Source organism: Klebsiella sp. CN_Kp088 (assembly GCF_040064335.1).
GTDB classification, from domain to species: Bacteria; Pseudomonadota; Gammaproteobacteria; order Enterobacterales; family Enterobacteriaceae; genus Klebsiella; species Klebsiella aerogenes.
Map to the genome: position 1 here is coordinate 52,379 of NZ_JBEAIQ010000022.1, position 16,002 is coordinate 68,380.

General features: G+C 55.9%; 15 protein-coding genes. 11 read left to right on the top strand and 4 right to left on the bottom strand.

What is annotated here, in order from left to right:
• Window positions 1-8 precede the first annotated feature (8 nt).
• The 9 genes from infB to mtr all read left to right on the top strand — a co-directional run bounded on the left by infB (window position 9) and on the right by mtr (window position 11,437).
• Window positions 9-2,699, top strand: a complete 2,691-nt coding sequence (gene infB, locus ABLV08_RS12255) for a translation initiation factor IF-2 (protein ID WP_015369525.1) — start codon at window positions 9-11, stop codon at window positions 2,697-2,699.
• Window positions 2,700-2,804: 105 nt separating this feature from the next.
• Window positions 2,805-3,206 carry a 30S ribosome-binding factor RbfA gene (gene rbfA, locus ABLV08_RS12260; RefSeq protein ID WP_002918248.1) on the top strand — a complete coding sequence of 134 codons (402 nt, stop codon included), beginning with the start codon at window positions 2,805-2,807 and terminating at the stop codon, window positions 3,204-3,206.
• The gene (gene truB, locus ABLV08_RS12265) at window positions 3,206-4,150 is read left to right on the top strand and encodes a tRNA pseudouridine(55) synthase TruB (RefSeq protein ID WP_015369526.1); all 945 of its coding nucleotides are present in this window, start codon (window positions 3,206-3,208) and stop codon (window positions 4,148-4,150) included. The genes rbfA and truB overlap by 1 nt, the downstream gene beginning before the upstream one ends.
• A 148-nt stretch (window positions 4,151-4,298) precedes the next feature.
• Entirely contained in the window at window positions 4,299-4,568 is a 270-nt protein-coding gene (gene rpsO / locus ABLV08_RS12270; protein WP_015369527.1) for a 30S ribosomal protein S15, read from the top strand.
• Between the two features lie 241 nt (window positions 4,569-4,809).
• Window positions 4,810-6,945, top strand: coding sequence for a polyribonucleotide nucleotidyltransferase (gene pnp / locus ABLV08_RS12275; RefSeq protein WP_020077840.1), 2,136 nt, complete (start codon window positions 4,810-4,812; stop codon window positions 6,943-6,945).
• A gap of 107 nt (window positions 6,946-7,052) precedes the next feature.
• Window positions 7,053-7,937, top strand: a complete 885-nt coding sequence (gene nlpI / locus ABLV08_RS12280; RefSeq protein ID WP_020077841.1) for a lipoprotein NlpI — start codon at window positions 7,053-7,055, stop codon at window positions 7,935-7,937.
• Window positions 7,938-8,040: 103 nt separating this feature from the next.
• Complete coding sequence (gene yrbN / locus ABLV08_RS12285; RefSeq protein ID WP_086538083.1) at window positions 8,041-8,121, top strand: protein YrbN; 81 nt, start codon at window positions 8,041-8,043, stop codon at window positions 8,119-8,121.
• Window positions 8,114-10,048 (top strand): DEAD/DEAH family ATP-dependent RNA helicase, encoded by a 1,935-nt coding sequence (locus ABLV08_RS12290; RefSeq protein WP_015369531.1) that lies wholly within the window; start codon window positions 8,114-8,116, stop codon window positions 10,046-10,048. Before yrbN ends, ABLV08_RS12290 begins: the two co-directional genes overlap by 8 nt.
• Window positions 10,049-10,192: 144 nt before the next feature.
• Window positions 10,193-11,437 (top strand): tryptophan permease, encoded by a 1,245-nt coding sequence (gene mtr / locus ABLV08_RS12295; protein WP_015369532.1) that lies wholly within the window; start codon window positions 10,193-10,195, stop codon window positions 11,435-11,437.
• 44 nt (window positions 11,438-11,481) lie between these two features.
• Here mtr and ABLV08_RS12300 read toward each other — a convergent pair whose 3' ends face one another.
• The 3 genes from ABLV08_RS12300 to ABLV08_RS12310 all read right to left on the bottom strand — a co-directional run bounded on the left by ABLV08_RS12300 (window position 11,482) and on the right by ABLV08_RS12310 (window position 14,457).
• A complete protein-coding gene (locus ABLV08_RS12300; protein ID WP_015369533.1) occupies window positions 11,482-12,489 on the bottom strand; it encodes an LLM class flavin-dependent oxidoreductase in 1,008 nt (335 codons plus the stop codon).
• A gap of 88 nt (window positions 12,490-12,577) precedes the next feature.
• Window positions 12,578-13,456, bottom strand: a complete 879-nt coding sequence (locus tag ABLV08_RS12305) for a U32 family peptidase (protein WP_032710032.1) — start codon at window positions 13,454-13,456, stop codon at window positions 12,578-12,580.
• Between the two features lie 5 nt (window positions 13,457-13,461).
• Window positions 13,462-14,457 (bottom strand): peptidase U32 family protein, encoded by a 996-nt coding sequence (locus ABLV08_RS12310; RefSeq protein WP_045377933.1) that lies wholly within the window; start codon window positions 14,455-14,457, stop codon window positions 13,462-13,464.
• Between the two features lie 221 nt (window positions 14,458-14,678).
• Here ABLV08_RS12310 and ABLV08_RS12315 point away from each other — a divergent pair, with 221 nt between their 5' ends.
• Together ABLV08_RS12315 and ABLV08_RS12320 are read left to right on the top strand one after the other, a co-directional pair.
• Window positions 14,679-15,203: an SCP2 domain-containing protein gene (locus ABLV08_RS12315; protein WP_015369536.1), complete on the top strand. Its 525-nt coding sequence runs from the start codon at window positions 14,679-14,681 to the stop codon at window positions 15,201-15,203.
• Window positions 15,197-15,700 (top strand): N-acetyltransferase, encoded by a 504-nt coding sequence (locus tag ABLV08_RS12320; protein WP_015703593.1) that lies wholly within the window; start codon window positions 15,197-15,199, stop codon window positions 15,698-15,700. The genes ABLV08_RS12315 and ABLV08_RS12320 overlap by 7 nt, the downstream gene beginning before the upstream one ends.
• Here ABLV08_RS12320 and ABLV08_RS12325 read toward each other — a convergent pair.
• The gene (locus ABLV08_RS12325; RefSeq protein WP_026612209.1) at window positions 15,687-15,977 is read right to left on the bottom strand and encodes a GIY-YIG nuclease family protein; all 291 of its coding nucleotides are present in this window, start codon (window positions 15,975-15,977) and stop codon (window positions 15,687-15,689) included. The two genes, ABLV08_RS12320 and ABLV08_RS12325, sit on opposite strands and share 14 nt — an antisense overlap.
• Window positions 15,978-16,002: the final 25 nt, after the last annotated feature.

Below are 16,002 nucleotides of genomic sequence, written 5' to 3' on the forward strand. Positions count from 1 at the left end.
GGAACAGCATGACAGATGTGACTATTAAAGCGCTGGCCTCAGAAATTCAGACCTCTGTGGATCGCCTGATACAGCAATTTGCTGATGCAGGTATTCGCAAATCGGCTGATGATTCTGTGACCGCGCAAGAGAAGCAAACCTTGTTAACGCACCTGAACCGTGAACACGGCTCGGCGCCTGACAAGCTGACGTTGCAGCGTAAAACGCGCAGCACGTTGAATATTCCAGGTACCGGTGGAAAGAGTAAATCGGTACAAATCGAAGTCCGCAAGAAACGCACCTTTGTGAAACGCGATCCGCAAGAGGCTGAACGCCTGGCCGCGGAAGAGCAGGCGCAGCGTGAAGCGGAAGAGCAAGCCCGTCGTGAAGCTGAAGAAGCAGCTAAGCGCGAGGCGCAATTAAAAGCTGAACGTGAGGCCGCAGAACAAGCTAAACGTGAAGTCGCTGAAAAAGCGAAACGTGAAGCCGCGGAAAAAGACAAAGTGAGCAATCAACATACCGACGAAATGACCAAGACCGCCCAGGCTGAAAAGACCCGCCGTGAGAACGAAGCAGCGGAGCTGAAGCGCAAATCGGAAGAAGAAGCACGCCGCAAACTTGAAGAAGAAGCGCGCCGTGTAGCGGAAGAAGCACGCCGTATGGCTGAAGAAAATGAAAAAAACTGGAGTGAAACTCCGGAAACCCCAGAAGAAACGACCGACTATCACGTAACCACGTCTCAGCATGCGCGTCAGGCTGAAGATGATAACGATCGTGAAGTTGAAGGCGGTCGCGGCCGTGGCCGTAACAGCAAAGCTGCTCGCCCGGCGAAGAAAGGCAACAAACACGCTGAATCGAAAGCTGACCGTGAAGAAGCCCGTGCGGCCGTTCGCGGCGGTAAAGGCGGCAAACATCGCAAAGGTTCTTCTCTGCAGCAGGGCTTCCAGAAGCCGGCTCAGGCCGTTAACCGCGATGTTGTGATCGGCGAAACCATCACCGTTGGCGAGCTGGCCAACAAAATGGCGGTCAAAGGTTCTCAGGTCATCAAAGCGATGATGAAACTGGGCGCGATGGCGACCATCAACCAGGTCATCGACCAGGAAACCGCTCAGCTGGTTGCCGAAGAGATGGGCCACAAAGTTATCCTGCGTCGTGAAAACGAGCTGGAAGAAGCAGTAATGAGCGACCGTGACACCGGCGCTGCGGCTGAACCGCGCGCACCGGTAGTGACCATCATGGGTCACGTTGACCACGGTAAAACCTCTCTGCTGGACTACATTCGTTCTACTAAGGTTGCCTCCGGCGAAGCGGGTGGTATTACCCAGCACATCGGCGCATACCACGTAGAAACTGACAACGGCATGATCACCTTCCTGGACACCCCGGGCCACGCCGCGTTTACCTCCATGCGTGCTCGTGGCGCGCAGGCGACGGATATCGTGGTTCTGGTGGTGGCGGCAGACGACGGAGTGATGCCGCAGACTGTGGAAGCTATCCAGCACGCCAAAGCGGCGCAGGTGCCGGTAGTGGTTGCAGTGAACAAGATCGATAAGCCGGAAGCGGATATGGATCGCGTGAAGAACGAACTCTCCCAGTACGGTGTGATGCCGGAAGAGTGGGGTGGCGAAGCGCAGTTCATCCCAGTATCGGCGAAAGTCGGTACCGGTATCGACGACCTGCTGAACGCTATCCTGCTGCAGGCTGAAGTTCTCGAGCTGAAAGCGGTACGTAACGGTATGGCGAGCGGCGCGGTCATCGAATCCTTCCTGGATAAAGGTCGTGGTCCGGTAGCTACCGTTCTGGTTCGCGAAGGTACTCTGCACAAGGGCGATATCGTACTGTGTGGCTTTGAATATGGCCGCGTACGTGCGATGCGTGACGAACTGGGTCGCGAAGTGCTGGAAGCGGGTCCGTCCATTCCGGTGGAAATCCTCGGTCTGTCCGGCGTTCCGGCTGCGGGTGATGAAGTTACCGTCGTTCGTGACGAGAAAAAAGCGCGTGAAGTTGCGCTGTATCGTCAGGGCAAATTCCGTGAAGTTAAACTGGCTCGCCAGCAGAAATCTAAACTGGAAAACATGTTCGCTAACATGACCGAAGGCGAAGTTCACGAAGTGAACATCGTGCTGAAAGCGGACGTGCAGGGTTCTGTCGAAGCGATTTCCGATTCCTTGCTGAAACTGTCTACCGACGAAGTGAAAGTGAAGATCATCGGTTCCGGCGTAGGTGGTATCACCGAAACCGACGCGACCCTGGCTGCAGCTTCCAACGCGATTCTGGTTGGCTTCAACGTTCGTGCCGATGCTTCCGCACGTAAAGTTATCGAGTCAGAAAGCCTGGATCTGCGTTACTACTCCGTCATCTATAACCTGATCGACGAAGTGAAAGCGGCGATGAGCGGCATGCTGTCTCCGGAACTGAAACAGCAGATCATTGGTCTGGCTGAAGTGCGTGATGTCTTCAAATCGCCGAAATTCGGCGCCATCGCGGGCTGTATGGTTACCGAAGGTACGATTAAACGTCACAACCCAATCCGCGTACTGCGCGACAACGTGGTTATCTATGAAGGCGAGCTGGAATCCCTGCGCCGCTTCAAAGATGACGTTAACGAAGTTCGTAACGGTATGGAATGTGGTATCGGCGTGAAGAACTACAACGACGTTCGCGTTGGCGATATGATCGAAGTGTTCGAAATCATCGAAATCCAGCGTAGCATCGATTAATCGTCAGATAGCTATGCGAAGGCCGGGTAAGCGAAGCGCCACCCGGCAATAATTTTAAAAAGGGGCTTTTGGCCCCTTTTTTGTCTTTATTCTGGAGAATTTATTATGGCGAAAGAATTTGGTCGCCCGCAGCGCGTGGCCCAGGAGATGCAAAAAGAAATTGCCATCATCCTGCAGCGTGAAATCAAAGACCCGCGTCTGGGCATGATGACCACCGTTTCCGGCGTGGAAATGTCCCGTGACCTGGCCTATGCCAAAGTGTATGTCACCTTCCTCAACGACAAAGATGAAGCCGCGGTGAAAGCGGGCATCAAAGCGCTGCAGGAAGCCTCTGGTTTTATCCGCTCTCTGCTGGGCAAAGCGATGCGCCTGCGCATCGTGCCGGAACTGACTTTCTTCTACGACAACTCGCTGGTCGAAGGGATGCGCATGTCCAATCTGGTTACCAGCGTGGTGAAACACGACGATGAGCGTCGTGTGAACCCGGACGACAGCAAGGAGGACTAATGAGTCGTCCTCGTCGTCGCGGCCGCGACGTGCACGGCGTATTGCTGCTGGATAAGCCTCAGGGCGCCTCCAGCAACGATGTGCTGCAGAAAGTAAAACGTATTTATAATGCCAACCGCGCTGGCCATACCGGCGCGCTGGATCCGCTGGCGACCGGTATGCTGCCGGTCTGCCTTGGCGAAGCGACTAAGTTTTCCCAGTATCTGCTGGATTCTGATAAGCGTTATCGCGTGATCGCCAAACTTGGTCAGCGTACGGATACCTCCGACGCCGATGGCCAGGTGGTGGAGGAACGCCCGCTAACCTTTAACGAAGAACAGCTGGCGGCGGCGCTGGATAGCTTCCGCGGCGAGACTCAGCAGGTGCCGTCGATGTACTCGGCGCTGAAATATCAGGGTAAAAAGCTGTACGAATACGCTCGTCAGGGCATTGAGGTTCCGCGTGAAGCCCGGCCGATTACGGTCTATGAGCTGCTGTTTATTCGCCATGAAGGCGATGAACTGGAGCTTGAGATCCACTGTTCGAAAGGTACCTACATCCGTACGATTATCGATGATTTGGGCGAGAAGCTTGGCTGCGGCGCGCACGTGATTTTCCTGCGTCGCCTGGCGGTGAGCAAATACCCGGTCGAGCGGATGGTGACCCTGGAGCAACTGCAGGCGCTGGTCGAACAGGCGGCGGCAGAGGATATTCCCGCCGCTCAACTGCTTGACCCGCTGCTGATGCCGATGGATAGCCCGGCGTCGGATTACCCGCTGGTTCATATTCCGGAAACTTCCGCGGTCTACTTTAAAAACGGCAACCCGGTTCGTCAGTCAGGCGCGCCGCTGAACGGGCTGGTGCGAGTGATGGAAAGCGAGTCCGGCAAGTTCCTCGGTATGGGCGAAATCGACGATGAAGGCCGCGTCGCGCCTCGTCGTCTGGTGGTGGAATACCCACAGTAAGCGCTTTTGTTGCGATAAAAGCCTGCTACGAGTAGAATATCGCCGCTTAACGTCCGCTAAAGTGTTTTAACATTTTCGGGCGTTGCATCAGGGGTTGCTGAATTAGAGATCGGCACCCTTTCTTTACTTATAATTTTGGAGTTTGAAAATGTCTCTAAGCGTTGAAGCTAAAGCACAAATCGTTTCTGAGTTCGGTCGTGGCGCAAACGACAGCGGTTCTACTGAAGTTCAGGTTGCACTGCTGACTGCACAGATCAACCACCTGCAGGGTCACTTTGCAGAGCACAAAAAAGATCACCACAGCCGTCGTGGTCTGCTGCGCATGGTTTCTCAGCGTCGTAAACTGCTCGACTACCTGAAACGTAAAGATGTTGCACGTTACTCTTCGCTGATCGAGCGTCTGGGTCTGCGTCGCTAATTCTGCGAGTTTCAGAAAAAGGGGCCTCACGGCCCCTTTTTTCGACCAGGCGGCAGCAATTCATTAAAAACTCATGTATTGTTGCTATTAATGATCTTCATGCAGAGGTTCGCGCGGCTAATGAGAGGCTTCATCCGCAGGGGCGGGTAAAGGTTGTCATTAGTCGCGAGGATGCAGAGGATCGGGTCATCAGGCGCGATATCGTAGATATGGCGTCATTTTTAGATAAAAGGATAGAATTTTGCTTAATCCGATCGTTCGTAAATTCCAGTACGGCCAGCACACCGTAACCCTGGAAACCGGCATGATGGCGCGCCAGGCAACGGCCGCTGTGATGGTTAGCATGGATGACACCGCGGTATTCGTTACCGTTGTGGGTCAGAAAAAAGCGAAACCGGGCCAGGACTTCTTCCCGCTGACTGTTAACTACCAGGAGCGTACTTACGCTGCCGGTAAAATCCCGGGTGGCTTCTTCCGTCGTGAAGGCCGTCCAAGCGAAGGCGAAACCCTGATCGCGCGTCTGATTGACCGCCCGGTTCGTCCGCTGTTCCCGGAAGGCTTCGTTAACGAAGTTCAGGTTATCGCGACCGTTGTTTCCGTTAACCCGCAGGTTAACCCGGATATCGTCGCGATGATCGGCGCATCCGCCGCGCTGTCTCTGTCCGGTATTCCGTTCAATGGCCCAATCGGCGCCGCTCGCGTGGGTTACATCAACGACCAGTACGTACTGAACCCAACCCAGGAAGAGCTGAAGTCCAGCAAACTGGATCTGGTGGTTGCCGGTACCGAAGCGGCCGTACTGATGGTTGAATCCGAAGCTGAACTGCTGAGCGAAGACCAGATGCTGGGCGCGGTGGTCTTTGGCCACGAGCAGCAGCAGGTTGTTATTCAGAACATCAACGATCTGGTGAAAGAAGCCGGTAAACCGCGTTGGGACTGGCAGCCGGAAGCCGTCAACGAAGCGCTGAACGCGCGCGTTGCTGCGCTGGCTGAATCCCGCCTGAGCGATGCTTACCGTATCACCGACAAACAAGAGCGTTACGCTCAGGTTGACGTCATCAAATCTGAAACCATCGCGACGCTGGTTGCTGAAGATGAAACCCTGGACGCCAACGAACTGGGTGAAATCCTGCACGCTATCGAGAAAAACGTCGTCCGTAGCCGCGTACTGGCAGGCGAGCCGCGTATCGATGGCCGCGAAAAAGACATGATCCGTGGTCTGGACGTTCGTACCGGCGTATTGCCGCGTACTCACGGTTCCGCACTGTTTACCCGTGGCGAAACTCAGGCGCTGGTTACCGCGACTCTGGGTACCGCACGCGACGCGCAGAACATCGACGAACTGATGGGCGAGCGCACGGACTCCTTCCTGTTCCACTACAACTTCCCTCCGTACTCCGTAGGTGAAACTGGCATGGTTGGTTCTCCGAAGCGTCGTGAAATCGGTCACGGTCGTCTGGCTAAGCGCGGCGTTCTGGCCGTAATGCCGACAATCGACGAATTCCCGTACACCGTTCGCGTGGTATCTGAAATCACCGAATCCAACGGTTCTTCTTCCATGGCTTCCGTCTGTGGCGCATCTCTGGCGCTGATGGACGCTGGCGTGCCGGTGAAAGCCGCCGTTGCGGGTATCGCAATGGGTCTGGTGAAAGAAGGCGATAACTTCGTCGTACTGTCCGACATTCTGGGTGACGAAGACCACCTTGGCGATATGGACTTCAAAGTTGCGGGTTCTCGCGACGGTATCTCTGCGCTGCAGATGGATATTAAAATTGAAGGTATCACCAAAGAAATCATGCAGGTTGCTCTGAACCAGGCTAAAGGTGCGCGTCTGCACATCCTGGGCGTGATGGAACAGGCGATTAACGCGCCGCGCGGCGATATCTCCGAATTCGCACCGCGTATCCACACCATCAAGATCAACCCGGACAAGATCAAAGACGTTATCGGTAAAGGCGGTTCTGTTATCCGTGCCCTGACCGAAGAAACCGGCACCACCATCGAAATCGAAGATGACGGTACCGTGAAGATCGCAGCGACCGACGGAGACAAAGCTCAGCACGCTATCCGCCGTATCGAAGAGATCACCGCTGAGATCGAAGTTGGCCGTATCTACAATGGTAAAGTGACCCGTATCGTTGACTTTGGCGCATTCGTTGCCATCGGCGGCGGTAAAGAAGGTCTGGTTCACATCTCTCAGATCGCTGACAAGCGCGTTGAGAAAGTGACTGATTACCTGCAGATGGGTCAGGAAGTACCGGTTAAGGTTCTGGAAGTTGACCGTCAGGGCCGCGTACGTCTGAGCATTAAAGAAGCAACTGAGCAGGCTCAGCCAGCTAACGCGCCGGAAGCTCCGGCCGCAGAGCAGGGCGAGTAAGGTTGCCGATTGCCCTCCGCTTCGGCGGAGGGTCTATTCCGGGCAGGATGCCTTTTTGCAGCCGGGGAACTGGACGTTCATCCAATCGTTGTCTTCGGGAGTGGGAAATGAAGCCTTTTCTGCGCTGGTGTTTCGTGGCGACAGCTCTCACGCTGGCAGGATGCAGCAACTCTGCCTGGCGTAAGGACGCCGTCCTCGCGGTACCATTGCAACCGACTTTGCAGCAAGAAGTGATTCTGGCGCGCATGGAACAAATTCTTGCCAGTCGGGCTTTAACCGATGACGAACGCGCACAGCTTTTATATGAGCGCGGAGTGTTGTATGATAGTCTCGGTCTGAGGGCATTAGCGCGAAATGATTTTTCACAAGCGCTGGCAATCCGACCCGATATGCCTGAAGTATTCAATTACTTAGGCATTTATTTAACGCAGGCAGGCAATTTTGATGCTGCCTATGAAGCGTTTGATTCTGTACTTGAGCTTGATCCAACTTACAACTACGCGCACTTAAACCGCGGCATCGCTCTGTATTACGGTGGCCGTGCTAAGTTAGCGCAAGATGATCTGCTGGCGTTTTATCAAGACGATCCCAATGATCCTTTCCGCAGTCTGTGGTTATACCTCGCCGAGCGTAAGCTTGATGAGAAGCAGGCGCTTGAAGCACTGAAACAGCGCTTCAACAAGTCGGACAAAGAGCAATGGGGATGGAACATTGTCGAGTTCTACCTTGGCGACATTAGCGAAAAAGAGCTGATGACCCGTCTGAAGGCAGACGCAACGGATAACACCTCGCTCGCTGAGCATCTCAGTGAAACCAACTTCTATTTAGGTAAGTACTACCTAAGTCTGGGGGACAAGGACAGCGCTACGGCACTGTTCAAACTGGCGGTCGCTAACAACGTTCATAACTACGTTGAGCACCGATACGCATTGTTGGAATTATCGCTCTTGGGCCAGGAGCAAGATGACCTGGCAGAATCGGACCAGCAATAGCTGACGAACACACATCAGCCCTTTTTTTGATTGCCATCACCTTCGCGGGTGAGGGCGTTGTTGTTCGTTAATACACCTACTTTGAGCCGGTTCACACTTTTCAATGAAAATTACTCTAAATTTTCACGATGAGTTATGTAGACTGGCCGCCATTAATTTTGAGGCACACGTACTACATGGCTGAATTCGAAACCACTTTTGCAGATCTGGGCCTGAAGGCTCCTATCCTTGAAGCGCTTAACGATCTGGGTTACGAAAAACCATCTCCGATCCAGGCTGAGTGCATTCCGCATCTGCTGGACGGCCGCGACGTTCTGGGTATGGCCCAGACCGGTAGCGGTAAGACCGCAGCGTTCTCTTTACCGCTGCTGAACAACATCGATCCTGAGCTGAGAGCACCACAGATTCTGGTGCTGGCGCCGACCCGCGAACTGGCGGTACAGGTTGCTGAAGCAATGACGGAATTCTCTAAACATATGCGCGGCGTAAACGTGGTTGCCCTGTACGGCGGCCAGCGTTATGACGTGCAGCTGCGCGCCCTGCGTCAGGGGCCGCAGATCGTTGTCGGTACCCCGGGTCGTCTGCTGGACCACCTGAAGCGCGGTACGCTGGATCTCTCTAAACTGAGCGGCTTGGTACTGGACGAAGCAGATGAAATGCTGCGCATGGGCTTTATCGAAGACGTAGAAACTATCATGGCGCAGATCCCGGAAGGTCATCAGACCGCTCTGTTCTCCGCCACGATGCCGGAAGCGATTCGTCGCATTACCCGCCGCTTCATGAAAGAGCCGCAGGAAGTGCGCATTCAGTCCAGCGTCACCACGCGCCCGGACATCAGCCAGAGCTACTGGACTGCTTACGGCATGCGTAAAAACGAAGCGCTGGTGCGTTTCCTGGAAGCGGAAGACTTTGATGCGGCGATTATCTTCGTGCGTACCAAAAACGCGACCCTGGAAGTGGCAGAAGCGCTGGAGCGTAGCGGCTATAACAGCGCCGCGCTGAACGGCGATATGAACCAGGCGCTGCGTGAGCAGACTCTGGAGCGCCTGAAAGACGGTCGTCTGGATATCTTGATCGCCACCGACGTTGCGGCCCGTGGCCTGGACGTTGAGCGTATCAGCCTGGTTGTTAACTATGACATCCCGATGGATTCCGAATCTTACGTTCACCGTATCGGCCGTACCGGTCGTGCGGGTCGTGCGGGTCGCGCGCTGCTGTTCGTTGAGAACCGTGAGCGTCGCCTGCTGCGTAACATCGAACGTACGATGAAGCTGACGATCCCTGAAGTAGAACTGCCGAACGCAGAACTGCTGGGCAAACGTCGTCTGGAGAAATTCGCCGCTAAAGTTCAGCAGCAGCTGGAAAGCAGCGATCTGGACCAGTACCGTGCGCTGCTGGCGAAAATCCAGCCGACCGCGGAAGGCGAAGAGCTGGACGTGGAAACGCTGGCCGCTGCGCTGCTGAAAATGGCCCAGGGCGAACGTTCTCTGATCGTTCCGCCGGATGCGCCGATGCGTCCGCGTCGTGAATTCCGCGATCGTGATGACCGTTTCGAACGTCGTGGCGACCGTAATGACCGCGGCCCGCGTGGCGATCGTGAAGATCGTCCGAAGCGTGAGCGTCGTGACGTGGGTGAAATGGAACTGTACCGCATTGAAGTGGGCCGTGATGACGGCGTTGAAGTTCGTCATATCGTTGGCGCGATCGCTAACGAAGGCGACATCAGCAGCCGCTACATCGGCAACATTAAGCTGTTCGGTTCTCACTCCACCATCGAATTGCCGAAAGGTATGCCGGGCGAAGTGCTGCAGCACTTTACTCGTACCCGCATCCTGAACAAGCCGATGAACATGCAGCTGCTGGGCGATGCGCAGCCGCGCACCGAACGTCGTGGCGGCGGCGAGCGTCGTGAAGGCGGTCGTGGCTTCGGCGGCGAGCGTCGTGAAGGCGGTCGTAGCTTCGGTGGCGAACGTCGTGAAGGCGGTCGTGGTGAAGGTCGTCGTTTCAGCGGCGAACGTCGTGAAGGCGGCCGCGCGCCGCGTCGTGACGATGCTTCCGCGCCGCGCCGTGATGATTCCGCGGGTCGTCGTCGTTTCGGTGGCGATGCGTAATAAGCGCAATCCCTTAGCGTAAAGTAAATAATACAGCCCCGATCGTCATGATTGGGGCTTTTTTTATTTCTTTTGTACTCGTGTACTGGTACAGTGCGTCATGCTCAACGTGAGCGAAGTATTTTCGACTGGAGATTTCGGCAAATGGCGACACTAACCACTACGGCCACCCGACCGTCTTTATTTGGCGGCGTGGTGATTATCGGCGGCACAATTATTGGCGCGGGCATGTTCTCGCTGCCGGTGGTCATGTCCGGCGCGTGGTTTTTCTGGTCGCTGGCGGCGCTGGTTTTTACCTGGTTCTGCATGCTGCACTCCGGTTTGATGATTCTGGAAGCCAACCTTAACTACCGGATTGGCTCCAGCTTCGACACCATTACCAAAGACCTGCTCGGCAAAGGCTGGAACCTGGTGAACGGCGTGTCGATCGCCTTTGTGCTGTATATCCTGACCTACGCCTATATTTCTGCGAGCGGTTCGATCCTGCACCATACCTTCAGTGAAATGTCGCTGAACGTACCGGCGCGCGCTGCGGGCTTCGGCTTTGCGCTGCTGGTGGCCTTTATCGTCTGGATGAGCACGAAAGCGGTGAGCCGCATGACGGCTATCGTACTGGGCGCTAAGGTGATTACCTTCTTCCTGACCTTCGGCAGCCTGTTGGGGCACGTTGAGCCGACGACGCTGTTTAACGTCGTGGAGAAGAATGCCTCCTATGCGCCATACCTGCTGATGACGCTGCCGTTCTGCCTGGCCTCGTTTGGCTATCACGGTAACGTGCCGAGCCTGATGAAATATTATGGTAAGGATCCGCGCACCATTACCCGCTGTCTGATTTACGGTACGCTACTGGCGCTGGGTCTGTATGTGGTCTGGCTGCTGGTGACGATGGGGAATATCCCTCGTCCGCAGTTTATCGGTATCGCCCAGAAGGGCGGCAACATTGATGTGCTGGTGCAGGCGTTGAGCGGCGTGCTGAATAGCCGCGGTCTGGATCTACTGCTGGTGGTGTTCTCCAACTTTGCCGTCGCCAGTTCCTTCCTCGGCGTGACGCTGGGGCTGTTCGATTATCTCGCGGATCTGTTTGGCTTTGACGATAGCGCGATGGGACGCTTTAAAACCGCGCTGTTGACCTTTATCCCGCCGATGATCGGTGGGCTGGTGAAACCAGATGGTTTCCTTTACGCCATCGGCTATGCCGGCCTGGCGGCGACGGTATGGGCGGCGATTGTGCCGGCGCTGCTGGCTCGCGCTTCGCGTAAACGCTTCGGCAGCCCACAGTTCCGTGTTTGGGGCGGAAAACCGATGATTGCGCTGATCCTGCTGTTCGGGCTCGGCAACGCGGTGGTGCATTTCCTGTCGAGCTTTAATCTGTTGCCGGTTTATCAATAACCGCATTGCCCGGTGGCGTGACGCGCACCGGGCTTACCACGTCGCTAACCTAACAATTCCTCTTTCACCTGCATCGCTAAATCAAACGAATGCAGGCGCGCCTGGTGGTCGAAGATCTGGCCGTTGACCATGATTTCGTCCGCTTCTGTTTCGCGAAGAATCGACGCTAACCCATGGCGAACTTTGGTCTTATCGCCAACCAGCGACATGCTCAATGCCTGCTGTACACCATACTGCTCGGACGCTGACCACAGTTGATGCATATTTTCCACCGGCGGCGGCAACTGCCCGGTTTCACCGCGGCGCAGTTTAACGAAGGCCTGCTGCATCGAGGTAAAGAGGAACTCCGCATCGCGATTACTATCGGCGGCGATAATATTGATACATACCATCGCGTACGGTTTTTCGAGCCGCGCCGAAGGTTTGAAGTTGCTGCGGTACAGATGCAGCGCCTGGAATAGCATGTCCGGCGCGAAGTGAGAGGCGAAGGCAAACGGCAGACCAAGCTGCGCCGCCAGCTGCGCGCTGTACAGGCTTGAGCCCAGCAGCCACACCGGAATTCGTTCGCCATAGCCGGGAACCGGGCGCACCTGCGGATTAGCCTCGCGGGCGTCAAACCAGTCCACCAACTCCGCCACATCGCGCGGGAAGTTATCGACATCACCGCTCATATGGCGACGCAGCGCGCGCATGGTCGGCTGATCGCTGCCCGGCGCGCGGCCAAGGCCGAGATCGATACGTCCGGGATACAGCGTATTCAGGGTGCCGAACTGTTCGGCGATCACCAGCGGCGAATGGTTTGGCAACATTACGCCTCCGGATCCCAGATGCAGGGTGGTGGTATTGGCGGCAAGATAGCCAATCAACACCGAGGTCGCCGCGCTGGCAATGCCCACCATATTATGATGCTCCGCCAGCCAGTAACGGTGGTAGCCGCGGGATTCCGCCAGTTGGGCGAGAGCAAGAGAATGGGAAAAGGCTTCTTTAGCAGAAGATCCCTGCGGGATCGGCGCCAGATCGAGCACCGAGAACGGAATGGTTTTATCAGTCATAACAGCTCACTTTGTCGACGGTGAATCTTTTAATAGTGCATTAAAAATTAATAACCGTTGTTAACAAAGTGAGCTTTTACACTTCACCTTACGCCTGCAGCTCCAGCCCGGCCAGCCGTTTCCAGTAGCCATTGCAATCGCTGTTAGCGGTGAGATCCAGCGGCGCAGCGCCATTTTCATTGGCGCGGAAGGCGTCGAGCATGGCGAAGGTCTCGCTACCCATCGGCGACAGGCGCACCATATCCACCAGACCGTGCATCGAGGTTAACTCGTTGCCAAGGTTATAGACGTAGCCGCTCATCGTCTGAATGCCGTTAAGCACAAACACCTGCTGGTTCTCCTGCGACAGCATGCTGCGCCCGGTTGGGTACTTGATGCAGCAGGTTTCGCATTCGTCTTTTGGCCGGTCTTCCGAGCGGGCGGTAAAGCAGCGCGCGGAATAGGCCAGCGGCAGATGGCCGTAGCTCAGCACTTCGACTTCAAACTGGTTGCGAATACCCAGCTCTTCGCACTGGGTCAGTAAATTAGCCAGCCAGTCGCGGGAAAGCTCCACCGGCATGCACCAGCGCGTCATACCCTGCTTCAGCAGCAGGCGCAGGGTGACGGCGTTGTAGCAGTTCAGCGCATGACCGGCGACGAAGGGCAGCTTGCGTTCGGCACAGAGATTGACCACGCCGAGGTCGCTGGCTTCAATCAGGAATTCGCCGTTCTCGACATAGCGCTTCAGCTCGCCCAGTTCGGATGAGGCCTGCACCAGCGCGAGGGTGGAGAGCACCACCTGCTTGCCGCTGCCGGCCAGCGCTTTCGCCATTTCGATCCAATCGCCGACTTTAGTGGCGCGGCGTTTGCTGCATACCGCTTCGCCCAGATAAATGGTGTCAGCGCTACAGTTTGCCGCCTGCTGGTAAAAATCTTCCAGCGTCTCTTTTGGCCAGTAGTACAGCACCGGCCCTAATGAATATTTCATGTTTCTCACTGCCATTTACGGTGATAGGCGCCAAGGGTGGTTTGCGTTCCTTCGGACATCGAACCAAGGGTTTCCATCCATGCAGATTGCGGCACGAAGTTCTGCGGATCGGCTTTACAGCGATCGATCGCCTGACGCCAGACTTTCGCTACCTGGGTGACGTATGCCGGGCTGCGCTGGCGGCCTTCAATTTTTACCGAAGCGATATTGGCGGCCATCAGTTCTGGCAACAGTTCCAGGGTGTTGAGGCTGGTGGGTTCTTCCAGCGCGTGGTAGCGCTCGCCGTCGACCAGGTAGCGGCCTTTGCACAGCGTCGGATAACCGGCATTCTCGCCATCCTGATAACGATCGATCAGCACTTCGTTAAGGCGTGACTCCAGCCCCTGCGGCGTTTGCTGCCAGCGGACGAAGCGCGCGGGCGAACAGGCGCCGACGGTATTTGGCGATTCGCCGGTGAGATACGACGAGAGATAGCAGCGGCCTTCCGCCATGATGCATAAGCTACCGAAGGCGAAGACTTCCAGTGGAACCGGCGTGGCGCGCGCTAACTGTTTCACCTGGTGAATGGATAACACCCGCGGTAGTACGACGCGGGCAACGTCAAAGTTACGGTGATAAAAACGTACCGCCTCTTCGTTAGTGGCGGACGCCTGTACTGAAACGTGACGTTCAATGTGCGGATAGCGTTCCGCAGCGTACTCCAGCATGGCGATATCGGCGAGGATGAGCGCGTCGGCGCCCAATTGCGCGGCCATATCCACAGCACGCTGCCAACGGGCATAACCGTCGGGATGGGCGAAGGTGTTAATCGCGATATGTAGCTTGCGGCGATGCTGGTGCACAAAGCTGACGGCTTCCTGTAATTTCTTTTCGGTGAAATTAAGGCCGGCAAAGTGGCGGGCATTGGTGTCATCTTTCAGCCCGATATAGACGGCATCGGCGCCGTTTTCGATGGCCGCCTTAAGTGCCGGGAGGTTACCGGCGGGGCAGAGCAGCTCCATAATTTTTCCTGAAAAATGCGGCCGGTCAGGGACGCAAAATGGTTAACGAGCTGGGATTTTAGTTAACCTTCTGGTGACAATTTTTGATTTGAGGCAGTTAAAAGCGTATTGGTGGGCTCAATAGCTGGCGGCCATCATCGCGATTTTGTTGATTTACGCCGCTATGTCGTTTATTTGATATGGCACAATAGTGAAACTATTGCATGCATGGAGTGAAGCTTGTGTTGGATGAACTGCGTTCCCGGCTGGTCCGTTTTGGCCCGTCTTTAATGAGCGTGCCGGTTAAGCTGGCGCCTTTTGCCCTCAAGCGCCAGGTGCTGGAACAAGTATTGAGCTGGCAATTTCGCCAGGCGCTGGCGGATGGAGAACTGGAGTTTCTCGAAGGTCGCTGGTTAAGTATTAATGTGCGAGATATTGGCCTGCTGTGGTATACCTCGGTAGTCGACGGTCGCCTGGTGGTCAGCCAGCAGGCTGACGCCGACGTCAGCTTTAGCGCCGATGCCAGCGATCTGTTGATGATTGCCGCGCGTAAACAGGATCCGGATACGCTATTCTTCCAGCGTCGTCTGGTGATTGAAGGTGATACCGAGCTGGGTCTATACGTGAAGAACCTGATGGATGCCATCGAGCTGGAGCAGATGCCGAAAGCACTGCGCGTCATGCTGCTGCAGATGGCGGATTTTGTCGAAGCAGGCCTGAAGAGCCCGCAGAAACCTGAACAGACATCGGTAGGTGAGGCATGCTGATTCGAGTGGAAATTGGGATTGATGCGCCGGGTATCGACGCGCTGCTGCGCCGTACGTTCGGCAGCGACGCGGAAGCGAAGCTGGTGCACGATCTGCGTGAAGATGGTTTGATCACGCTGGGCTTAGTCGCCACTGACGATGAAGGCCAGGTAGTTGGCTACGTCGCCTTCAGCCCGGTCACCGTCGAAGGCGAAGAGCTGCAGTGGGTCGGTCTGGCGCCATTGGCGGTAGATGAAAGCTATCGCGGCCAGGGTATCGGCCGACAGCTGGTCTACGAAGGGCTGGATTCATTAAATGAGTTTGGCTACGCCGCGGTGGTTACGCTGGGCGAACCGGCGCTGTATGGCCGTTTGGGCTTTGAACCCGCCGCCGCGTTCGATTTACGCTGCCGTTGGCCGGACACCGCTGAAGCCTTCCAGGTGCACCGTCTGGCGGATGACGCGCTGCAGGGCGTACACGGTCTGGTCGAGTACAGCGATCATTTCAATCGCTTCTGAGCCCCTCCAGCAGGGTCTCGAACGAACCATCCCCGGCAACGAGGCGCTCTTTCTGGCGCTTCGTTAGCTGCTTGATGCGATACTCCAGCCGCAGAGCGAGTGAGTGGTCACCAACTTTCTGACTAAACGCCAGCGCCAGTTCGCCTTTGCCGCGCAGCGCTTTCGCTCCTTTGCCTTCCTGATGCTGAAGAAAGCGGCGTGGGACATCGGTGGTGATGCCGGTATACAGGCGGTTATCAGCGGTTCGAATAAGATAGAGAAACCAGCACACGGTAATAACGTCAGTCTGTTAGGGTGTGTGC

Bases quoted from the DNA above. Each gene is read 5' to 3' on its own strand.
- infB (WP_015369525.1), top strand. From the start codon at position 9: ATGACAGATGTGACTATTAAAGCGCTGGCCTCAGAAATTCAGACCTCT.
- rbfA (WP_002918248.1), top strand. From the start codon at position 2,805: ATGGCGAAAGAATTTGGTCGCCCGCAGCGCGTGGCCCAGGAGATGCAA.
- truB (WP_015369526.1), top strand. From the start codon at position 3,206: ATGAGTCGTCCTCGTCGTCGCGGCCGCGACGTGCACGGCGTATTGCTG.
- rpsO (WP_015369527.1), top strand. From the start codon at position 4,299: ATGTCTCTAAGCGTTGAAGCTAAAGCACAAATCGTTTCTGAGTTCGGT.
- nlpI (WP_020077841.1), top strand. From the start codon at position 7,053: ATGAAGCCTTTTCTGCGCTGGTGTTTCGTGGCGACAGCTCTCACGCTG.
- yrbN (WP_086538083.1), top strand. From the start codon at position 8,041: ATGAAAATTACTCTAAATTTTCACGATGAGTTATGTAGACTGGCCGCC.
- ABLV08_RS12290 (WP_015369531.1), top strand. From the start codon at position 8,114: ATGGCTGAATTCGAAACCACTTTTGCAGATCTGGGCCTGAAGGCTCCT.
- mtr (WP_015369532.1), top strand. From the start codon at position 10,193: ATGGCGACACTAACCACTACGGCCACCCGACCGTCTTTATTTGGCGGC.
- ABLV08_RS12300 (WP_015369533.1), bottom strand. From the start codon at position 12,489: ATGACTGATAAAACCATTCCGTTCTCGGTGCTCGATCTGGCGCCGATC.
- ABLV08_RS12305 (WP_032710032.1), bottom strand. From the start codon at position 13,456: ATGAAATATTCATTAGGGCCGGTGCTGTACTACTGGCCAAAAGAGACG.
- ABLV08_RS12310 (WP_045377933.1), bottom strand. From the start codon at position 14,457: ATGGAGCTGCTCTGCCCCGCCGGTAACCTCCCGGCACTTAAGGCGGCC.
- ABLV08_RS12320 (WP_015703593.1), top strand. From the start codon at position 15,197: ATGCTGATTCGAGTGGAAATTGGGATTGATGCGCCGGGTATCGACGCG.